The 17698-nt window shown below is 57.0% G+C and carries 19 protein-coding genes; 7 read left to right on the top strand and 12 right to left on the bottom strand.

The window, feature by feature from the left end; all coding sequences use genetic code 11:
• Positions 1–78 precede the first annotated feature (78 nt).
• Positions 79–507 carry a DUF805 domain-containing protein gene (locus ABLV66_RS00540; RefSeq protein ID WP_045390577.1) on the top strand — a complete coding sequence of 143 codons (429 nt, stop codon included), beginning with the start codon at positions 79–81 and terminating at the stop codon, positions 505–507.
• On the opposite strand, the gene fpr is transcribed toward ABLV66_RS00540, so the two are convergent.
• The 7 genes from fpr to gmk all read right to left on the bottom strand — a co-directional run bounded on the left by fpr (position 508) and on the right by gmk (position 8377).
• Positions 508–1254 carry a ferredoxin--NADP(+) reductase gene (fpr, locus tag ABLV66_RS00545; protein ID WP_032709404.1) on the bottom strand — a complete coding sequence of 249 codons (747 nt, stop codon included), beginning with the start codon at positions 1252–1254 and terminating at the stop codon, positions 508–510.
• Between the two features lie 95 nt (positions 1255–1349).
• Entirely contained in the window at positions 1350–2360 is a 1011-nt protein-coding gene (gene glpX, locus ABLV66_RS00550) for a class II fructose-bisphosphatase (RefSeq protein ID WP_045390580.1), read from the bottom strand.
• 51 nt (positions 2361–2411) lie between these two features.
• Entirely contained in the window at positions 2412–4493 is a 2082-nt protein-coding gene (gene recG, locus ABLV66_RS00555) for an ATP-dependent DNA helicase RecG (RefSeq protein ID WP_020077678.1), read from the bottom strand.
• Between the two features lie 5 nt (positions 4494–4498).
• The gene (gene trmH, locus ABLV66_RS00560) at positions 4499–5188 is read right to left on the bottom strand and encodes a tRNA (guanosine(18)-2'-O)-methyltransferase TrmH (RefSeq protein WP_047047644.1); all 690 of its coding nucleotides are present in this window, start codon (positions 5186–5188) and stop codon (positions 4499–4501) included.
• Positions 5189–5284: 96 nt separating this feature from the next.
• On the bottom strand, positions 5285–7405 hold the full coding sequence (gene spoT, locus ABLV66_RS00565; protein ID WP_015369143.1) for a bifunctional GTP diphosphokinase/guanosine-3',5'-bis pyrophosphate 3'-pyrophosphohydrolase: 2121 nt from the start codon (positions 7403–7405) through the stop codon (positions 5285–5287).
• A gap of 18 nt (positions 7406–7423) precedes the next feature.
• The gene (rpoZ, locus tag ABLV66_RS00570; RefSeq protein ID WP_000135058.1) at positions 7424–7699 is read right to left on the bottom strand and encodes a DNA-directed RNA polymerase subunit omega; all 276 of its coding nucleotides are present in this window, start codon (positions 7697–7699) and stop codon (positions 7424–7426) included.
• 54 nt (positions 7700–7753) lie between these two features.
• Positions 7754–8377 (bottom strand): guanylate kinase, encoded by a 624-nt coding sequence (gmk, locus tag ABLV66_RS00575; protein ID WP_015369144.1) that lies wholly within the window; start codon positions 8375–8377, stop codon positions 7754–7756.
• A 258-nt stretch (positions 8378–8635) separates the two neighbouring features.
• Here gmk and ligB point away from each other — a divergent pair, with 258 nt between their 5' ends.
• Positions 8636–10309, top strand: coding sequence for an NAD-dependent DNA ligase LigB (gene ligB, locus ABLV66_RS00580; RefSeq protein ID WP_348876610.1), 1674 nt, complete (start codon positions 8636–8638; stop codon positions 10307–10309).
• A 4-nt stretch (positions 10310–10313) separates the two neighbouring features.
• Here ligB and ABLV66_RS00585 read toward each other — a convergent pair whose 3' ends face one another.
• Positions 10314–10931, bottom strand: coding sequence for a trimeric intracellular cation channel family protein (locus ABLV66_RS00585; RefSeq protein WP_348876609.1), 618 nt, complete (start codon positions 10929–10931; stop codon positions 10314–10316).
• A 206-nt stretch (positions 10932–11137) separates the two neighbouring features.
• Positions 11138–12001, bottom strand: a complete 864-nt coding sequence (locus ABLV66_RS00590) for a YicC/YloC family endoribonuclease (protein ID WP_045390591.1) — start codon at positions 11999–12001, stop codon at positions 11138–11140.
• A gap of 170 nt (positions 12002–12171) precedes the next feature.
• On the opposite strand from ABLV66_RS00590, the gene rph reads away from it, so the two are divergent.
• Both rph and pyrE read left to right on the top strand, forming a co-directional pair.
• Positions 12172–12888, top strand: coding sequence for a ribonuclease PH (rph, locus tag ABLV66_RS00595; protein WP_045390593.1), 717 nt, complete (start codon positions 12172–12174; stop codon positions 12886–12888).
• Between the two features lie 112 nt (positions 12889–13000).
• The gene (gene pyrE, locus ABLV66_RS00600; protein WP_015703811.1) at positions 13001–13642 is read left to right on the top strand and encodes an orotate phosphoribosyltransferase; all 642 of its coding nucleotides are present in this window, start codon (positions 13001–13003) and stop codon (positions 13640–13642) included.
• A 94-nt stretch (positions 13643–13736) separates the two neighbouring features.
• Here pyrE and slmA read toward each other — a convergent pair whose 3' ends face one another.
• From slmA to coaBC, 3 genes are all read right to left on the bottom strand, one after another.
• A complete protein-coding gene (slmA, locus tag ABLV66_RS00605) occupies positions 13737–14333 on the bottom strand; it encodes a nucleoid occlusion factor SlmA (protein ID WP_015369151.1) in 597 nt (198 codons plus the stop codon).
• Positions 14334–14457: 124 nt separating this feature from the next.
• Positions 14458–14916: a dUTP diphosphatase gene (gene dut / locus ABLV66_RS00610; protein ID WP_020077682.1), complete on the bottom strand. Its 459-nt coding sequence runs from the start codon at positions 14914–14916 to the stop codon at positions 14458–14460.
• Positions 14894–16105 carry a bifunctional phosphopantothenoylcysteine decarboxylase/phosphopantothenate--cysteine ligase CoaBC gene (gene coaBC, locus ABLV66_RS00615; RefSeq protein ID WP_348876621.1) on the bottom strand — a complete coding sequence of 404 codons (1212 nt, stop codon included), beginning with the start codon at positions 16103–16105 and terminating at the stop codon, positions 14894–14896. The genes dut and coaBC overlap by 23 nt, the downstream gene beginning before the upstream one ends.
• Before the next feature lie 177 nt (positions 16106–16282).
• On the opposite strand from coaBC, the gene radC reads away from it, so the two are divergent.
• The 3 genes from radC (at position 16283) to rpmG (ending at position 17590) form a co-directional block, all read left to right on the top strand.
• Positions 16283–16948: a RadC family protein gene (gene radC, locus ABLV66_RS00620; protein WP_045390599.1), complete on the top strand. Its 666-nt coding sequence runs from the start codon at positions 16283–16285 to the stop codon at positions 16946–16948.
• Positions 16949–17165: 217 nt separating this feature from the next.
• Positions 17166–17402: a 50S ribosomal protein L28 gene (gene rpmB / locus ABLV66_RS00625; RefSeq protein WP_002436699.1), complete on the top strand. Its 237-nt coding sequence runs from the start codon at positions 17166–17168 to the stop codon at positions 17400–17402.
• Between the two features lie 20 nt (positions 17403–17422).
• A complete protein-coding gene (gene rpmG / locus ABLV66_RS00630; RefSeq protein ID WP_002922510.1) occupies positions 17423–17590 on the top strand; it encodes a 50S ribosomal protein L33 in 168 nt (55 codons plus the stop codon).
• Positions 17591–17698: the final 108 nt, after the last annotated feature.

Genomic DNA, 17698 nt, shown 5'->3' on the forward strand with positions numbered 1-17698 from the left:
AAACGGGAACCGTCACGCTTGTCAAAAAGTGACGCCTTCAGGGTAAACTACGCGAATGATGATGATAAGGAATAAAACATGACCCTACAGCAGTGGTTATTCTCAATTAAAGGCCGTATTGGCCGCCGGGATTTCTGGATTTGGATCGTTATCTGGGTGTTGACCATGAGCGCGCTGTTTACTCTCGCGGGCAGCAATTTGCTGAGTTTACAGACCGCGGCGTTTATTCTCGTCTGCCTGCTCTGGCCGACGGCGGCGGTCGTGGTGAAGCGTCTGCACGATCGCGGGAGATCCGGCCTCTGGGCGCTGCTGATGATTCTGGCGTGGATGCTGCTGGCGGGCAACTGGGCGATGTTGCCGCAGGTTTGGCAGTGGGGCGTCGGGCGCTTTGTACCGACGCTGATTATCGTCATGATGTTGATCGACCTGGGCGCGTTCGTCGGCACCCAGGGCGAAAATAAGTTTGGCAAAGAGACGCAGGATGTCCGCTGGAAAGCGGACGTCTGATTACCAGTAGTGCTCTGCCGTCATATGGCCCGGTCGGCGACGCAGATGTTTGGTCATCTGCCGGGTCTCTTTCAGCAACTGCTGGGTATCACGCACCATCTGCGGGTTGCCGCACAGCATCACGTGGCTGGTATCGGCGGTCATCGGCAGGCCGACCGCCTCTTCCAGCGCGCCGGTTTCAATCAGGAACGGCACCCGGCCCGTCAGCGAACCTTCCGCTGTCTCGCGGCTGACCACGGTCTGGATACGTAATTTGCCGGCATAGCGCTGCTCCAGCTCGCGCATTTGCGGTAAATAGCTGAGGTCGGCGGCATAGCGCGCCGCATGCACCAGCACCAGGTTCTTGAAGCGATCCAGGTCTTTCCCTTCTTCCAGAATCGACAGATAGGGGCCGATCGCCGTACCGGTGGCGAGCATCCACAGCGTGTCGCAGTCCGGCACCTCTTCCAGCACGAAGAAACCGGCGGCTTCGCTGACAATCTGCACGTCGTCGCCGGGTTTCAGCGCGGCCAGTCGCGGGCTGAGTTTACCCTCCGGAACGGTGACCAGGTAGAACTCAAGATCGGGATTGCTGGGGGCGTTGACGTAGGAGTAGGCGCGCTGCACGCGCTCGCCGTCAACATCCAGGCCCAGTTTAGCAAACTGCCCTGCGGTGAACGGCTCAACGGGCGCGTGAATGGTGAGGCTAAACAGTGCATCGGTCCAGTTTTGCACTTTTACAACTTTACCTGTAACCCAGTTTGCCATTGCGTCTCTCCTTTCAATCTCGTCAGTCTATCTTCACCGCGACGGGAGAAGATTTCCAGCCCGAAAAGGCTGGAAAGCTCGATTGATCAAATGTTTTACAGGATGTGTTGCTGGACGTCCGGGTCTTTTCGGTCGAGGTAATGAATCGACTGAATACGGCGGATAGTCCGCGATTTACCGCGGATCAGCAGCGTTTCAGTGGTCGCCATATTGCCCTTGCGGGTAATGCCGTCTAGTAGATCGCCTTTGGTAATTCCGGTGGCGGAGAAGATGACGTTATCGCTGCGCGCCATTTCATCAAGACGCAGCACTTTGCCCGCTTCGATGCCCATGGTTTTGCAGCGCGCCAGTTCGTTTTCACCGATACGGCGGTTCTCTTCGCTGTCGCCCTTCACGTGGTGACGAGCCAGCAGGCGGCCCTGCATATCGCCGTCCAGCGCGCGGATCACCGCCGCCGAAACCACGCCTTCCGGCGCGCCGCCGATGCCGTACAGCACGTCGACTTCGCTATCCGGCATGCAGGTAAGGATAGAGGCCGCCACGTCGCCATCGGGGATCGCGAACACGCGCACGCCCAACTGCTGCAGTTGCGCAATGACCGCGTCGTGGCGGGGTTTCGCCAGCACGGTGACGGTCAGTTCAGCGAGCGGTTTATTCAACGCGCGGGCGATGTTGCGCAAATTATCTTCCAGCGGCAGATTGAGATCGATAGCGCCTTTAGCGCCGGGGCCGACAATCAGCTTTTCCATATACATATCCGGCGCGTTGAGGAAGCAGCCTTTATCGCCGACCGCCATCACTGCCAGCGCGTTGGCCTGGCCCATGGCCGTCATGCGGGTGCCTTCAATTGGGTCGACGGCGATATCTACCGCGTCGCCTTTGCCGGTACCCACTTTTTCGCCGATATAGAGCATCGGCGCTTCATCGATTTCGCCCTCGCCGATGACGATGGTGCCGTCGATATTGACGAGGTTAAGCATAATGCGCATGGCGTTAACCGCTGCGCCGTCGGCGGTATTTTTATCGCCGCGGCCCAGCCATTTATAGCCCGCCAGCGCGGCGGCTTCGGTGACACGCGAAAATTCGATGGCCAGTTCTCGTTTCATAATCCACTCATTGTGTAGAAAAGTTGCCCGTAGCGCGGCAAAAAGGACGCGCTACGCGTTGGAATAGCGTTCGGTTTCCGGCATCCAGCGCTCAATCAGCGCCTGCGCCTGCAGCGGATAGCGTTCGTGAATATGGCGAGCAATGCGCTGAACCTCGGGGATCATGGCCTGATCGCGCAGCAAGTCCGCTACTTTAAATTCGGCGTTGCCGGTCTGGCGGGTGCCGAGAAGCTCGCCGGGGCCGCGGATTTCAAGGTCTTTCTGGGCGATGACGAAACCGTCGTTGCTGTCGCGCAGCACCTGCAGGCGCTTCTGCGCCGTTTTGGAGAGCGGCGATTTATAGAGTAGCACGCAGTGGGAGGCGACGGCGCCGCGCCCGACGCGCCCGCGTAGCTGGTGCAGCTGCGCCAGACCCAGACGCTCCGGGTTTTCGATAATCATCAGGCTTGAGTTAGGGACGTCGACGCCGACTTCAATCACCGTGGTGGCGACCAGCAGGTGCATCTCACCCTGCTTGAAGGCCTGCATCACGGCCTGTTTCTCCGCTGGTTTCATTCGCCCGTGAACGAGACCGATGTTAAGTTCCGGCAGCGCCAGCTTGAGCTCTTCCCAGGTGGCTTCCGCCGCCTGGGCTTCCAGCAGATCGGACTCTTCAATCAGCGTACAGACCCAATAGGCCTGGCGACCTTCCTGGGTGCAGGCGTTGCGCACGCGGTCGATAATGTCGCTGCGGCGGGTGTCCGGGATAGCGACGGTAGTGACCGGGGTACGGCCCGGCGGCAGCTCGTCGATAACCGAGGTATCGAGATCGGCATAGGCGGTCATCGCCAGGGTGCGCGGGATAGGCGTCGCGGTCATGATCAACTGATGCGGGTGAAAGCCCTGCTGCTGGCCCTTTTCCCACAGCGCCAGGCGTTGATGAACGCCAAAGCGATGCTGTTCGTCGATAATCACCAGCGCCAGGCCGTTAAACTGTACCTGCTCCTGGAAAATGGCGTGGGTGCCGACAATCATCTGCACTTCGCCGTTGGCAATGGCTTCCTGCTGCGCCTGGCGCGCTTTGCCTTTCTGTTTGCCAGCCAGCCAGCCGACTTCAATGCCCAGCGGCGCGAACCAGCTGCGGAAATTATTGGCGTGCTGCTCGGCCAGCAGTTCGGTCGGCGCCATCAGCGCCACCTGTTTGCCATGGGCGATAGCGCGCAGGGCGGCCAGCGCGGCGACCAGCGTTTTACCGGATCCGACGTCGCCCTGCACCAGGCGCATCATCGGCACGTCCAGCGCCATATCGCGCTCGATCTCCGCGGTGACGCGCGCCTGCGCGCCCGTTGGTTTAAAGGGTAGGGAAGCCAGAAGCTGGGTTTTCAGCGTGTCGTTGGCGCTGAGCGGCAGCGCATGGTAGCGCTGGGCACCGGCGCGGAGCGCCAGCATGCTGAGATTATGCGCCAGCAACTCTTCCAGGATAAGACGCTGCTGTGCCGGATGTTTACCGCTCTCCAGCTCGCTGAGCTGTAGCGACGGCGGCGGGCGGTGCAGCGTACGCAGCGCCTCCGGCAGACTCATCATCCCCTGCGCCAGCTCCGGCGGCAGCAGTTCGCTAATCGCGCAGGTTTCCAGCAGCTCAAGCGCCTGATCGGTGAGTTTGCGCAGCGTCGCCTGCTTAATGCCTTCAGTGGTCGGGTAGACCGGAGTCAGGGTTTCCTGCAGCTCCGGGGTGCTCATATCGCCCTGCACGCGATATTCCGGGTGGATCATCTCGGCGCCGAACTTGCCGCGTTTAGCTTCGCCGTAGGCCAGCACACGACGACCGGTCGCCAGGCTGTTTTTCATCGCCGCATTGAAGTTAAAAAAACGCATGGTCAGGATGCCGGAGCCGTCGCTGATCTGACAGGTCATCATCCGGCGGCCGCCGAAGGTGATATTGCTGTTGAGCACTTCACCCTCTACGGTTGCGTAGACGCCCGGCAGCAGTTCGCCGATTTGGTACAGGTGAGTCCGGTCTTCATAGCGTAGCGGCAGGTGTAGTAGCAGGTCCTGAACCGTATGCAGACCGATTTTCGCCAGTTTGCTGCTCTGTGCGGCGCCAACGCCGGTCAGCGAGTTGAGCGGTACGGCATCTAACAGGCGGCCTGACATCGGATTTACCTCGCCGCCTGCATCGTTGCCCACCACTCGGCATCGGCTTCGACTTCGCCCTGCTCGTTGACGTGGGGATAAGGCAGACCTTTTTGCCTGGCGACGCGTGCCAGCACCGGGTACCCGCCTTCAAATAGCAGCCGCTGCTGCTCTTCAGGCGGCAGCATGCTATTGGCGCGTTGGTACATTCCGGCGTTCTGCCGCTGACGCTGCGCTTCGTAAAGGATCAGCGCGGAGGCGACGGAGACGTTCAGCGACTGCACCATACCGACCATTGGAATAATGATGTCCTGGTCTGCCAGCGCCAGCGCTTCCTGGGTGATGCCGGTTTTCTCCTGGCCCATCAGGATGCAGGTCGGGCGCGTATAGTCGATTTCGCGAAAATCGATGGCTTTGTCGGAAAGGTGCGTCGCGAGGATTTGCATGCCCCGGCCTTTTAAGTGGCTGACGGCATCGCCGATCGTGCGGTGCGTTTTCACCTGCACCCAGCTATTGCTGCCGGCGGCGGCAGAGGCCATGGTACGCATGCGGCTGCCAGGCCAGATGGCGTGTACTTCATGTACGCCGATGGCGTCTGCGGTGCGGATGACCGCAGAGACGTTATGGGGTTTATGGACCTGCTCCATGCAGACCGTCAGATCAGGCTGACGCCTGGCGAGCATCTCGCAGATACGCGCATAACGCTGTGAATTCATTCTACTTAATCCTTCGAACTGCCTCGGCGTTAGCTGCACTCACTCACCCCAGTCACGTACTTCAGTACCTTCCTGGGGATTCGATTTTTGTAAAAGCTAATTTCGGTTACGAGTGACTTTAATCACGTCCGGCATGACGCGAATTTTGCGCATGATATTCGCCAGATGCACGCGGTCGCGCGCGGTCAGGCGGATAAAGGCGCTGTAAACGCGGCCATCTTTTTCTTCCGTATTCAGGCTCTGAATATTGGAAGACGCGGTGTTGATTGCGGCCGTCAGGTTAGCCAGCGCGCCCTGGTGGTTGAACATATCCACCTTAATTTCGGCGATAAATTCCTGCGCAGTTTCTTTATCCCATTCGACCGCCATAAACTTCTCAGGCTCTTTCTGGTAGCCGCGGATGTTACGACAGGATTCATGGTGGATAACCAACCCTTTGCCTGGGCTGACGTGGGCGATGATCGGGTCCCCCGGAATCGGACGACAGCACTTGGCGAAAGTAATCAGCACGCCATCGGCGCCCTTGATCGGCAGATGGCCGTGATTCGACGCGTTGGCCGGCACCGGTGCGGCAGAGGCTTCGCCCTGCTGCAGATTTTTCGCTACCACGACGCTCATTGCGTTACCGAGACCGATTTCCGCCAGCAGATCGTCAAGCGTGGCAAGCTTCATGCGGTCAAGTTCGCGCTGGATGTTCTCCGGCGGGATTTCTGCCAGCTTGCGGCTGCCGCCTAACGCGTGGTTGAGCAATCGGCGGCCAAGGCTGACGGAATCGTCGCGCTTAAGATTCTTCAGCAGTTGGCGGATCTTGGCGCGCGCTTTCGAGCTGACGACAAAGTTCAGCCATGCGGCATTCGGACGCGCGCCCGGCGCGGTAATGATTTCGACAGTCTGGCCGCTGGAGAGCGGCTGCGACAGCGGATAGGGCTGACGGTCGACGCGCGCGCCAACGCAGGCATGGCCGATATCGGTATGCACCGCGTAGGCGAAGTCCACCGGCGTGGCGCCGGCAGGCAGTTCGACAATGCGCCCTTCCGGGGTGAAAACGTAAATCTCATCCGGGAACAGATCGGATTTAACGCTCTCGATAAATTCAAACGAGCTACCGGCGCTCTGCTGCAGTTCCAGCAGGCTTTGCATCCAGCGCTGAGCGCGGATTTGCGCGGTCGTGCTGCTTTCGCCCCCGTGCTCTTTATACGCCCAGTGCGCCGCAACCCCCATCTCCGCCATCTGGTCCATATCTTCGGTACGGATTTGTACCTCGACCGGGACGCCGTGGGGGCCAATCATCGAGGTGTGCAAAGATTGATAGCCGTTCGCTTTCGGAATGGCGATGTAATCTTTGAAACGGCCTGGACGCGGCTTGTAGAGGCTGTGCATTTGGCCCAGCACGCGATAGCAGATATCGGGATCGTGAACGATAACGCGGAAGGCGTAGATGTCCATAATCGAGTGAAAACGCTGCTCTTTGAGCACCATTTTGCAGTAAATAGAGTACAGATGCTTTTCGCGACCGCTAACGCGGCAGGGGATCCCCGCTTCCTGTAAACGCCCTTCGATCTCAGAGAGGATTTTCTGAATCATCTCTTTTCGGTTGCCGCGCGCCGCTTTGACCACTTCTTTAATGACGCGGTAGCGGTTAGGGTACAGCGCTTCAAAGCCCAGCTCTTCGAGCTCGGTTTTAATGTGATGGATACCTAAACGGTGCGCCAGAGGGCTATAAATTTCCAGCGTTTCGCGGGCGATGCGACGGCGTTTATCCGGGCGTAGCGAGCCCAGGGTGCGCATGTTGTGGGTGCGGTCGGCAAGCTTGATGAGGATGACGCGGATATCCTGCACCATCGCCATGATCATTTTGCGGAAGTTTTCGGCTTGCGCCTCTTTCTTATCGCGGAACTTGAGCTTATCAAGTTTCGACACCCCCTCTACCAGTTCGGCGACGCTTTTACCAAAAAGCTGTTCCATGTCCTGGTAGGTTGCAGGGGTATCTTCAATCACATCATGCAGCAGCGCGGCCATCAGCGTTTCGTAGTCGAGTTTCATCTCGGCCAGAATGCAGGCCACCGCTACCGGGTGCGTGATATAGGGTTCACCGCTTGAACGTGTCTGACCCTCGTGAGCGTCACGTGCAACGAGATACGCCTGCCGAAGGCGCTTGATTTGCTCTTCCGGCAGGTAGTTTTGAATCAGCTGATTCAGGCTTTCAAACAGATACAAGGGCGACCCGCTGTGTGATTAACGACGACCTTCAGCAATCGCGGTAACGGCTTGTAATTCAGCGGCTTCCTGCTCTTGCTGTTCCTGGCGCTCACGTACGTCGAGGATCTGGTTGTTGATCAGACCTTCTTCGATTTCGCGCAGTGCGATAACGGTGGTTTTATCGTTTTCTTCCGGTACCAGCGGATCCTTTCCGCCTACCTGCATCTGACGAGCGCGACGCGCGGCGACCAGTACCAGGTCAAAACGGTTACCAATTTTCTCTACAGCGTCCTGAACAGTTACGCGTGCCATACTTAAAATGCTCCACAGGTGAAGAAATGACTGGGCATGATACTGAATGTGGGTTCAGTCTGCCAATAGTTTGGTGATTAAAGCGCCATGTCGCTGCTTTTGGCGGCTCATGCGCAGACGTTCAGCGCGGATAATGTTTTTCAGATCGCCTAAAGCGGTATCAAAATCATCATTCACAATAAGGTAATCATATTCCGCGTAATGGCTCATTTCTGCAACTGCCTGCGCCATACGTTTTGCGATGACTTCTTCGCTGTCCTGGCCGCGGCCGCGCAGGCGGCGGTCAAGTTCGTCTTTTGACGGCGGCAGAATAAAGATACTGCGCGCGCCGGGCATTTTATTACGGATTTGCTGGGCGCCCTGCCAGTCGATATCAAGAAAAACATCAACGCCGGTCGCCAGAACCTGCTCGATAGCTTCACGAGAGGTCCCGTAATAATTGCCAAAAACCTCAGCGTGCTCAAGGAAAGCGTCTTCGCTAATCATCGACCTGAATTTATCGTGATCGACAAAGAAATAGTGTTCACCGTGAACTTCACCCGGGCGCGGATTGCGCGTGGTATGCGAAACAGAAACCTGGGAATCGTACAACGGTTGGGTTTTCAATAAAGCCTGAATCAGGCTGGATTTACCCGCGCCGCTAGGGGCGGAAACAATATAAAGCGTGCCTTGAGCCATGAGTGTCTTTTGTATGTGATTGTCGAAAGAGATCCTACATACGAGCCTATTATACACGCCGCCGCCGCGTGACGCAGTCATTGTCACACTTTTTGCCGCTGTTTCTTTCATTTTGCCTGCCGCTTTCCTGATTTCTTAAGCAGTTGCAGCAACAAGGTGTAAATCCTGGAAAGCCGCTCGCAACGTAATGATTTGCCTGTCGCCGCGGCTTCGGTCTTTAGCGCACGATGCCGCAAGGTAGAACAAGGAGGTAAAGGCATGTGCAGATGGCTGATAGCGACAGCGTTATGGATGGCGGCGGCAATGGCAACGGCGACCTGCCCGGCGTGGTCTTTGCAACAAGCCGGGCAGGAGATAGATCGCCTGAGCCAGCAGATTGCCGACTGGAAAGCGGCCTACTGGCAGCAGGGTCTCAGCGAGGTCAGCGACGAGGTCTATGACATGCTATCTGCCCGGTTGGCGCAGTGGCGGCGCTGCTTCGGTCAGGAGACGCCTGAAGACGAGCTGCCGCCGCCGTGCGGCGAAGTCAAACATCCCATCCCGCATACCGGCGTGCGTAAACTGCCTGATGCCGCAAGCGTCGGACGCTGGATGCGCGAGAAACCCAATCTGTGGGTACAGCCGAAAGTTGACGGGGTGGCGGTGACGCTGGTTTATCGCGCGGGGAGGTTAATACAGGCGATTAGCCGCGGCGACGGTCTGGCGGGGGAAGACTGGACGGTAAAAGTGCGCCAGATCCCCGACGTACCGCAAACTACCGCAGGAGCGCTGGCAAATAGCGTGCTACAGGGCGAGATTTTTCAGCTGCAAGAGGGGCACATACAAAAACAGGCGGGCGGTATGAATTCACGGGCGAAAGTCGCCGGGATACTGATGCGCAAAGCGCCATCGGCAACGCTGAATACGCTGGGGGTTTTTATCTGGGCCTGGCCCGACGGTCCGGCCCGGATGTCCGCCCGCCTGGCGCTGCTTGCCGACGGCGGGTTTCCTCTGGCGCAGCGCTATTCCCATCCGGTGAAAGACTGGCAGGAGACCGCCGTCTGGCGCGAGCGCTGGTTCGCCTCGCCGCTGCCCTTTGTCACCGATGGCATTGTGATCCGTGCGGAAAAAGAACCAGCCGGGGGCAGTTGGCTTCCAGGACAGGGGCACTGGGTGGCGGCCTGGAAATATCAGCCGTTTTCGCAGGTGGCGGAAGTGACCACAATCCAGTTCACTGTCGGGCGCAGCGGCAAGATAGCCGTTGTGGCGCATCTCGAACCGGTAAAACTGGACGATAAACTGGTGCGTCGGGTCAATATTGGCTCGGTGGCCCGCTGGCGGCAGTTAGACATCGTCGCCGGAGACCAGGTGCTAATAAGCCTGGCTGGACAGGGGATCCCGCGTCTGGATAGCGTGGTCTGGCGGGCCAGCCACCGCGATGCGCCACAACCGCCTTCGCCCCGTTTTCATTCCTTAACCTGTTATTATGCGTCGTCCGAGTGCGCCGGGCAGTTTCTCTCCCGGCTTGTTTGGCTATCGTCTAAGCCAGTTCTGGATATGGGGGGAGCAGGAGAGGCGCTATGGCGCACGCTAATAGACGATCGCCGCATGGCACATCTTTTTTCATGGCTGGCTTTGACGCCTGAACAACTACAGAGCGTGCCAGGCATTACCAGCAAGCGTGGCCTGCGGCTGTGGCATCAGTTCAATTTGACCCGCGAGCAGCCGTTTATTCGTTGGGTGCTGGCGCTGGGGGTACCGATACCTCAGTCCGCGCAGGCGAGCGTTGCGTCAGAAAACTGGCAGCTATTGCAGGAGCGCAATGAGTCCCAGTGGCGGCAATTACCGGGGGTGGGGCAGGAAAGGGCGCGCCAGCTGGTCGCCTTTTTGCAAAACCCGGATATTGCCGCGCTGGCGCAGTGGCTCAACGGGCAACATATCCCGGGTTTTTGAGGAATCAATGTGCGTCGTGTTTGTAGTAGAAGACCGGCAGGCCGAGCTTCCAGCGCAGGGCGAGCATACGCGCGGTAAAGCCGAAGAGCAGCGTGGCGATGACCACGACGTCGTGGCTGCTGACGTAGTGCTGTAACGCGATATAGAGCACCGCGGCGGCAAAAGAGATGCCAGCGTACAGTTCTTTCTGAAACACCAGCGGGATACGTTTACAGAACATATCGCGCAGCACGCCGCCAAAGACGCCGGTGATCACGGCGGCAATAGACGCGATTATCGGTCCTTCGCCCATATCCAGCGCGATTTGCGCGCCAATAATCGAGAATACAATCAGGCCCAGGGCATCCAGCACCAGAAACAGGCGGCGCAGGTGCAGCATTACCGGCGCGGCGATGGTGGTGAGAACGGCGGCAACCGCCACAATGATGACGTATTCCGGGTGCTTCACCCAACCGAGCGGATAATGGCCGAGCAGGATATCACGCACGGATCCCCCGCCGAGCGCGGTGGCGGTAGCGATAATAATCACCCCAAAAGTGTCCATCCGGCGACGCCCGGCCGCTAAGGCGCCGGTCATCGCTTCCGCCGTAATACCAATCAGATAAAGAACATGAAGCAGCATAAATCCCCCACAATGATGGGCAAAGGGTAGCGATTTGTGCGACAGATCACGATTGAGTTTTTCTAAAGTGAGCTGATTTTCATGAAAAAAGCTAATGCTGAATGATTGATATGGTCAATCACTGTGGGGGATTTGGCTTTTGCTTTTCAAAAATGAATAAGAAAAAGTAATGCTGGCCCGCGGGGGCAGGCCAGCCGGGGAAGAGATTACTCGATATTCTGGATCTGCTCGCGCATCTGCTCGATCAGCACCTTCAGCTCAATCGCTGAATTGGTCACTTCGGCATTAATGGATTTGGAGGCCAGAGTGTTCGACTCGCGGTTGAATTCCTGCATCATGAAGTCGAGGCGGCGACCCACGGCTTCTTTCTTCTTCAGAATGTTGTAGGTCTCTTTAACGTGCGCTTCCAGGCGATCGAGCTCTTCGGCGACGTCGATACGCTGCGCCATTAACACCAGCTCTTGCTCGAGGCGGTTGTTTTCCAGCTGCACTTCGGCGTCTTCAAGCTTGGCGACCAGACGTTCGCGCTGCCACTGCAGGATTTCCGGCATATGGGCGCGGACTTTGCTGACTTCGGCGCTGACGCCTTCCAGACGTTGTTCGATCAGCGTTTTCAATGCCTGGCCTTCGGTCTCGCGAGCGACGATAAAATCGTCCAGCGCGCCATTCAGGGCGTTGAGGATTTCAGCGGCGATGGCATCAAGGTCTTGCTCCTGAGCGGCCATAACGCCAGGCCAGCGCAGGATATCAACCGGATTGATTTCGCCTTCATCGCTCTGCATTTTTACCCAGTTAGCGGCGTTAACCAGCTGCTTGGCCAGGTTTTCGTTAAGAATCAGCTCACCCTGGGCGCTGGGATCCTGCTCAAAACGCAGGGTACATTCGATTTTGCCGCGAGTCAGGCGAGAGCGGATGCGCTCGCGAACCACGGGCTCCAGGCTCCGGAACTGTTCCGGCAGGCGGAAGTAGGTTTCCAGATAGCGTTGGTTTACCGAGCGCAGTTCCCACGCGGCGCTACCCCAGTCACCCTTGATTTCACGCCGGGCATAGGCGGTCATACTGCGGATCATAGACGTTCCTGTTTTTTAAGGAGAGTGGGGAGGATTATAGCTTTCGAGGCCCTTTCAGGATAGGAATAAGCGCGCATTATCCACATTGGCAGGCGCGCGTCGTCGCGATGCAACTTGGCCGAATTTGTGTATAATGCGCAGCCACATTCGTTTCAAGCCGGAGAGTAATCATGCGTCCAGCAGGCCGTAGCGCTAATCAGGTGCGTCCAGTAACCCTGACCCGTAACTATACAAAACACGCTGAAGGCTCCGTGCTGGTCGAATTTGGCGACACCAAAGTGCTGTGCACTGCCTCCATCGACGAAGGCGTGCCGCGCTTCCTGAAAGGTCAGGGCCAGGGCTGGATCACCGCCGAATATGGCATGCTGCCGCGCTCCACCCATACCCGTAACGCTCGCGAAGCCGCAAAAGGCAAGCAGGGCGGCCGCACTATGGAAATTCAGCGTCTGATCGCTCGCGCGCTGCGCGCCGCGGTGGATCTGAAAGCGCTGGGCGAGTTCACCATTACGCTCGATTGCGACGTGCTGCAGGCCGATGGCGGTACCCGTACCGCGTCCATTACCGGTGCCTGCGTTGCGCTGGCCGATGCGCTGAACAAGCTGGTTGCTGCCGGTAAACTGAAAACCAACCCGATGAAGGGGATGGTAGCCGCCGTTTCCGTTGGTATCGTTAATGGTGAAGCCATCTGCGATCTGGAGTACGTGGAAGATTCCGCCGCGGAAACCGATATGAATGTGGTAATGACCGAAGACGGCCGCATTATTGAGGTGCAGGGCACGGCGGAAGGCGAGCCGTTCACCCATGAAGAGCTCCTCACTCTCCTGGCGTTAGCGCGAGGGGGAATCGAATCCATTATTACGACGCAGAAAGCGGCGTTAGAAAATTAATGATTAAGGCGACTGAGAAGTCGCCTTTTTTTTGCGCTTTATCCTTCATGACACCTGCGAAGGACAAAGCGTGTAGTCCGACATTGATGACAGTACTAAAAGGAGCGAATCCATGAAGCCGTATCAGCGCCAGTTTATTGAGTTTGCGCTTAGCAAGCAGGTTCTTAAGTTTGGCGAATTTACGCTGAAATCCGGGCGTAAAAGCCCCTATTTCTTCAACGCCGGCCTGTTTAATACCGGGCGCGATCTGGCTCTGCTGGGCCGTTTCTACGCCGAGGCGCTGGTGGATTCCGGGATCGAGTTCGACCTGCTGTTCGGCCCGGCCTATAAAGGTATCCCTATCGCCACCACCACCGCCGTCGCGCTGGCTGAGCATCATGACCGCGACCTGCCGTACTGCTTCAACCGTAAAGAAGCGAAGACCCACGGTGAAGGCGGCAACCTGGTCGGTAGCCCGCTCCAGGGCCGCGTGATGCTGGTGGACGACGTGATTACCGCCGGTACCGCAATTCGTGAATCAATGGAAATTATTCAGGCTAACGGCGCTGAACTGGCTGGCGTGCTCATCTCGCTTGATCGCCAGGAGCGCGGTCGCGGCGAGATCTCCGCGATTCAGGAAGTGGAACGTGATTATGGCTGCAAAGTGATTTCTATCGTCACCCTGAAAGATCTTATCGCCTATCTGGAAGAAAAGCCTGAGATGGCTGAGCATTTGGCATCGGTACGCGCTTACCGCGAAGCCTACGGCGTCTGAAGATGAGCCCGGCAGCCAGCGGCTGCCGGTATAGCCAGAGCACGCTGAGAAGGTGAATGATGAGCCATGCAGCCTTGCGGCTGCATATAGAGCTTTACTGCAGTTGCGCCGCGACCAGCGGCCAGCGGGCATCGAAATCATCCGTTGGGCGGTACTTGAACTCGCTACGCACAAAACGCGACAGCATGCCTTCGCAAAATGCCAGCAGCTGGCTTGCCAGTAGCGTCTCGTCGAGGGTGTAGCCCTCTCCCTCACGCATTTTCTTTTCACGCATCACCTGACGCAATTGAACTTCGATACGTTCAAATAGCTGGTTGATACGACCCTGCAGACGGTCCTGTTCGAACATTAAGGCGTGGCCGGTGAGGATACGCGTCAGCCCAGGATTACGCTCGCCAAACCCAAGAATCAGCAGAACAATCAGGCGCAGACGAGCCGTGGTGTCCTTTTCATCTTTCAAAATCAAATTGATGCGCGTAATCAGACTGTCTTCAATGAACTCGATCAGGCTGTCAAACATGCGGGTTTTACTGGGAAAATGACGGTATAACGCCGCTTCGGAAACACCGACGGAGGCCGCCAGCTTCGCCGTGGTAATACGTTGACTACCATCGCTGGATTCAAGCATCAGCGCCAGAGATTGAAGTATTTCTTCGCGACGATTCCTTTTCGCAGTTTGTTTTTCTGCCATGTTTTAAAATACCCCTGAAAATAAGCACTTGTCAGGCAGGCATCCACAAAGCGACCGCAAACCTTAGTTTGCGGTGATGTTATTGCATTATGCGCTTTGGGATGCGGGTTCCGTATAGCCGGGCTTATTTGCGCCCTGAGTGGCCGAAGCCGCCTTCGCCGCGGTCGGTGGCGTCAAACTCTTCCACCAGATTAAATTCCGCCTGTACCACCGGCACAAAGACCATCTGCGCGATGCGCTCGCCCGGCTCGATAGTAAAGCTCTGCTGGCCGCGGTTCCACACGGAAACCATCAGCTGCCCCTGGTAGTCGGAGTCGATAAGGCCAACCAGGTTGCCCAGCACGACGCCATGTTTATGGCCCAGACCAGAACGCGGCAGAATCACCGCCGCCAGAGACGGATCGGCGATATGAATCGCAAGGCCAGTCGGCAACAGGGTGGTTGCGCCCGGCGCCAGCTCTACGGCGTCGTCAAGACAGGCGCGCAGGTCAAGTCCGGCCGAGCCGGAGGTGGCATAAGTCGGCAATGGGAACTGCTTGCCAACACGCGGGTCCAGAATCTTAACGTCGATTTTTTTCATCATAACGGGTAACGATCTCGTCGAGTAATAATTGGCCCAGGAATTCCTTGCGCTCAAGTGGTAAGCGCTTATCCCCATCCTGCCAGAAAAGGTGTAATGCGTTGTTATCGCTATTAAAACCTTGATTTGGCTGAGAAACATCATTGGCGCAAATCAGGTCGAGATTTTTGCGGGCACGTTTTTGCCGGGCGTATTCTTCCACATTATTTGTTTCGGCGGCAAATCCAACAACGTACGGGCGGTGATTTTTTAGTGCGGCCACCCCGGCGACGATGTCCGGATTTTTGACCATTTTTATTGTTAATTCATCACCTTGTTTTTTGATTTTCTCGTCGGCGACAATCGCTGCGCGGTAGTCGGCAACGGCGGCGCAGCCGATGAAAATATGCTGCTGTTGCACGCCATTCTGCACCGCCGCTTCCATTTCCAGCGCGGTGCCAACATCGATGCGCTGCACAAACGGCGGCGTCGGCAGCGGCACCGGGCCGCTTACCAGCGTGACGTTCGCACCGCGTTGTGCGGCGGCGGCGGCAATCGCGAAGCCCATTTTGCCGGAGCTATGGTTGGTGATGTAGCGCACCGGATCCAGCGGCTCGCGGGTTGGGCCCGCGGTAATCATGATGTTGAGATGTTGCAAATCTTTGACAGGCGAGAAATGCTGCGCCGCCATCTCCACGATAGTGAGCGGATCGAGCATGCGGCCCGGGCCAACGTCGCCGCAGGCCTGGCTGCCGCTATCCGGGCCCCATACCAATAGGCCGCGTGCGGCAATAGTGCCAAGGTTGTGCTGGGTGGCGGCGGCGCGATACATCTGTTGGTTCATCGCCGGGACGACGGCCACCGGCGAGGGCGTAGCCAGGCAAATCGTGGAGACCAGATCGTTCGCCATACCGGCGGCGACGCGGGCGATTAAATCGGCGGTTGCCGGGGCAAGGATAACCAGATCGGCCCACTTGCCCAGTTCAATATGGCCCATTGCCGCTTCGGCAGCCGGATCCAGCAGGCTATCGGAGACCGGATAACCGGAAACCGCCTGCAGACTCAACGGGGTAATAAAGGCCTTGGCGGCTTCCGTCATGGCGACGCGTACATCGGCGCCGCGTTCTCGCAGTCGGCGCACCAGTTCTGGCGTTTTATAGGCGGCGATACCGCCGCTCACGCCAAGAACGATCTTTTTACCAGCCAGACTCATCATGATTTTGTCCTGTTGAAATACACCAGAATCCGCGCATCTTATCACAATCCCTGTGGCATCGTGCGTATGCCGGGTATTCACTTTGCGAGGGTCTACGCAGACCTTGAAATCACCGGTCGGCAGCGCGGAAAGGCTATGCCAGGATGGGGGATGGACGGGTAAGGAGACAGGGTAATGGATATACAGGAATCATTGATGCCGCGGGAAAAAATGCTGCGCGACGGCATTGAAACATTGAGCGACGTTGAGCTGCTGGCGTTGTTTTTGCGTACCGGCACGCGTACCCAGGATGTGCTGGCTTTTTCACATAGCTTGCTACAGCGCTTCGGTTCGCTGTACGGGCTGTTGTCGGCTGAGATAGAACAATTTGCCGATATCGACGGTATCGGCATTGCGAAATATGCGCAACTCAAAGGCATTGCCGAACTGGCGCGGCGCTATTTTAGCTTGCGGATGAGAGAGGAACCGTCGCTGGTGACGCCGCTCATGACGCGAGAATTTTTACAAAGCCAGCTCGCCGATGAAGAGCGGGAGATCTTTATGGCGATCTTTTTAGATAATCAGAACCGGGTATTGAAACATAGCCGCCTTTTTTCTGGTACTCTTAGCCACGTAGAGGTGCATCCGCGAGAAATTGTACGCGAAGCAATCAAAGTGAACGCCGCCGCGGTGATCCTTGCCCATAATCATCCTTCAGGTAGTCCTGAACCGAGTAAGTCGGATAAGTTGATGACCGACAGGGTGGTTAAGTGTTGTAGATTCATGGAGATACGCGTGCTTGATCATCTGATTATTGGCCGCGGCGCGTACGTCTCTTTTGCCGAACGTGGCTGGATTTAGCCCCGATCATGCGATCTATCGGGATCTTTGTCTGTTCGGGACTTGAGCACACCGCCGAGTCAGCGTATACTACGCCACCTTTGAGAATCTCGGGTTTGGCATTTGGGCCTGGCAATCGAGAGTTCAATAGAACTATGCGATGACCGGGCTGTAAAGCCTGACGAGGCGCCAATACCCCATACGAAGCTCGAGCTAATTTGATTTTTGGAGAATAGACATGTCCCGAGTCTGCCAAGTTACTGGCAAGCGTCCGGTGACCGGTAACAACCGTTCCCACGCACTGAACGCGACTAAACGCCGTTTCCTGCCGAACCTGCACTCTCACCGTTTCTGGGTTGAGAGCGAGAAGCGTTTTGTCACCCTGCGCGTATCTGCTAAAGGTATGCGTGTAATCGATAAGAAAGGCATCGATACAGTTCTGTCTGAACTGCGTGCCCGTGGCGAAAAGTACTAAGTACTTAGAGGAAATAAATCATGGCTAAAGGTATTCGTGAGAAAATCAAGCTGGTTTCTTCCGCTGGTACTGGTCACTTCTATACCACCACGAAGAACAAGCGTACCAAACCGGAAAAAATGGAACTGAAAAAGTACGATCCGGTTGTACGTCAGCACGTTATCTACAAAGAAGCTAAAATCAAATAATTTTAGTCTCCTTGTACTAAAACCCCGCTCCGGCGGGGTTTTTTGTTTTATGCTTCACCCTTCGAGCACAGGTGCGTTGGCTGCACGCGTACAGCCTGGCCGCTTGCT

Origin of the sequence: Klebsiella sp. CN_Kp073, assembly GCF_040065495.2 — a bacterium.
Taxonomy (GTDB): domain Bacteria; phylum Pseudomonadota; class Gammaproteobacteria; order Enterobacterales; family Enterobacteriaceae; genus Klebsiella; species Klebsiella aerogenes.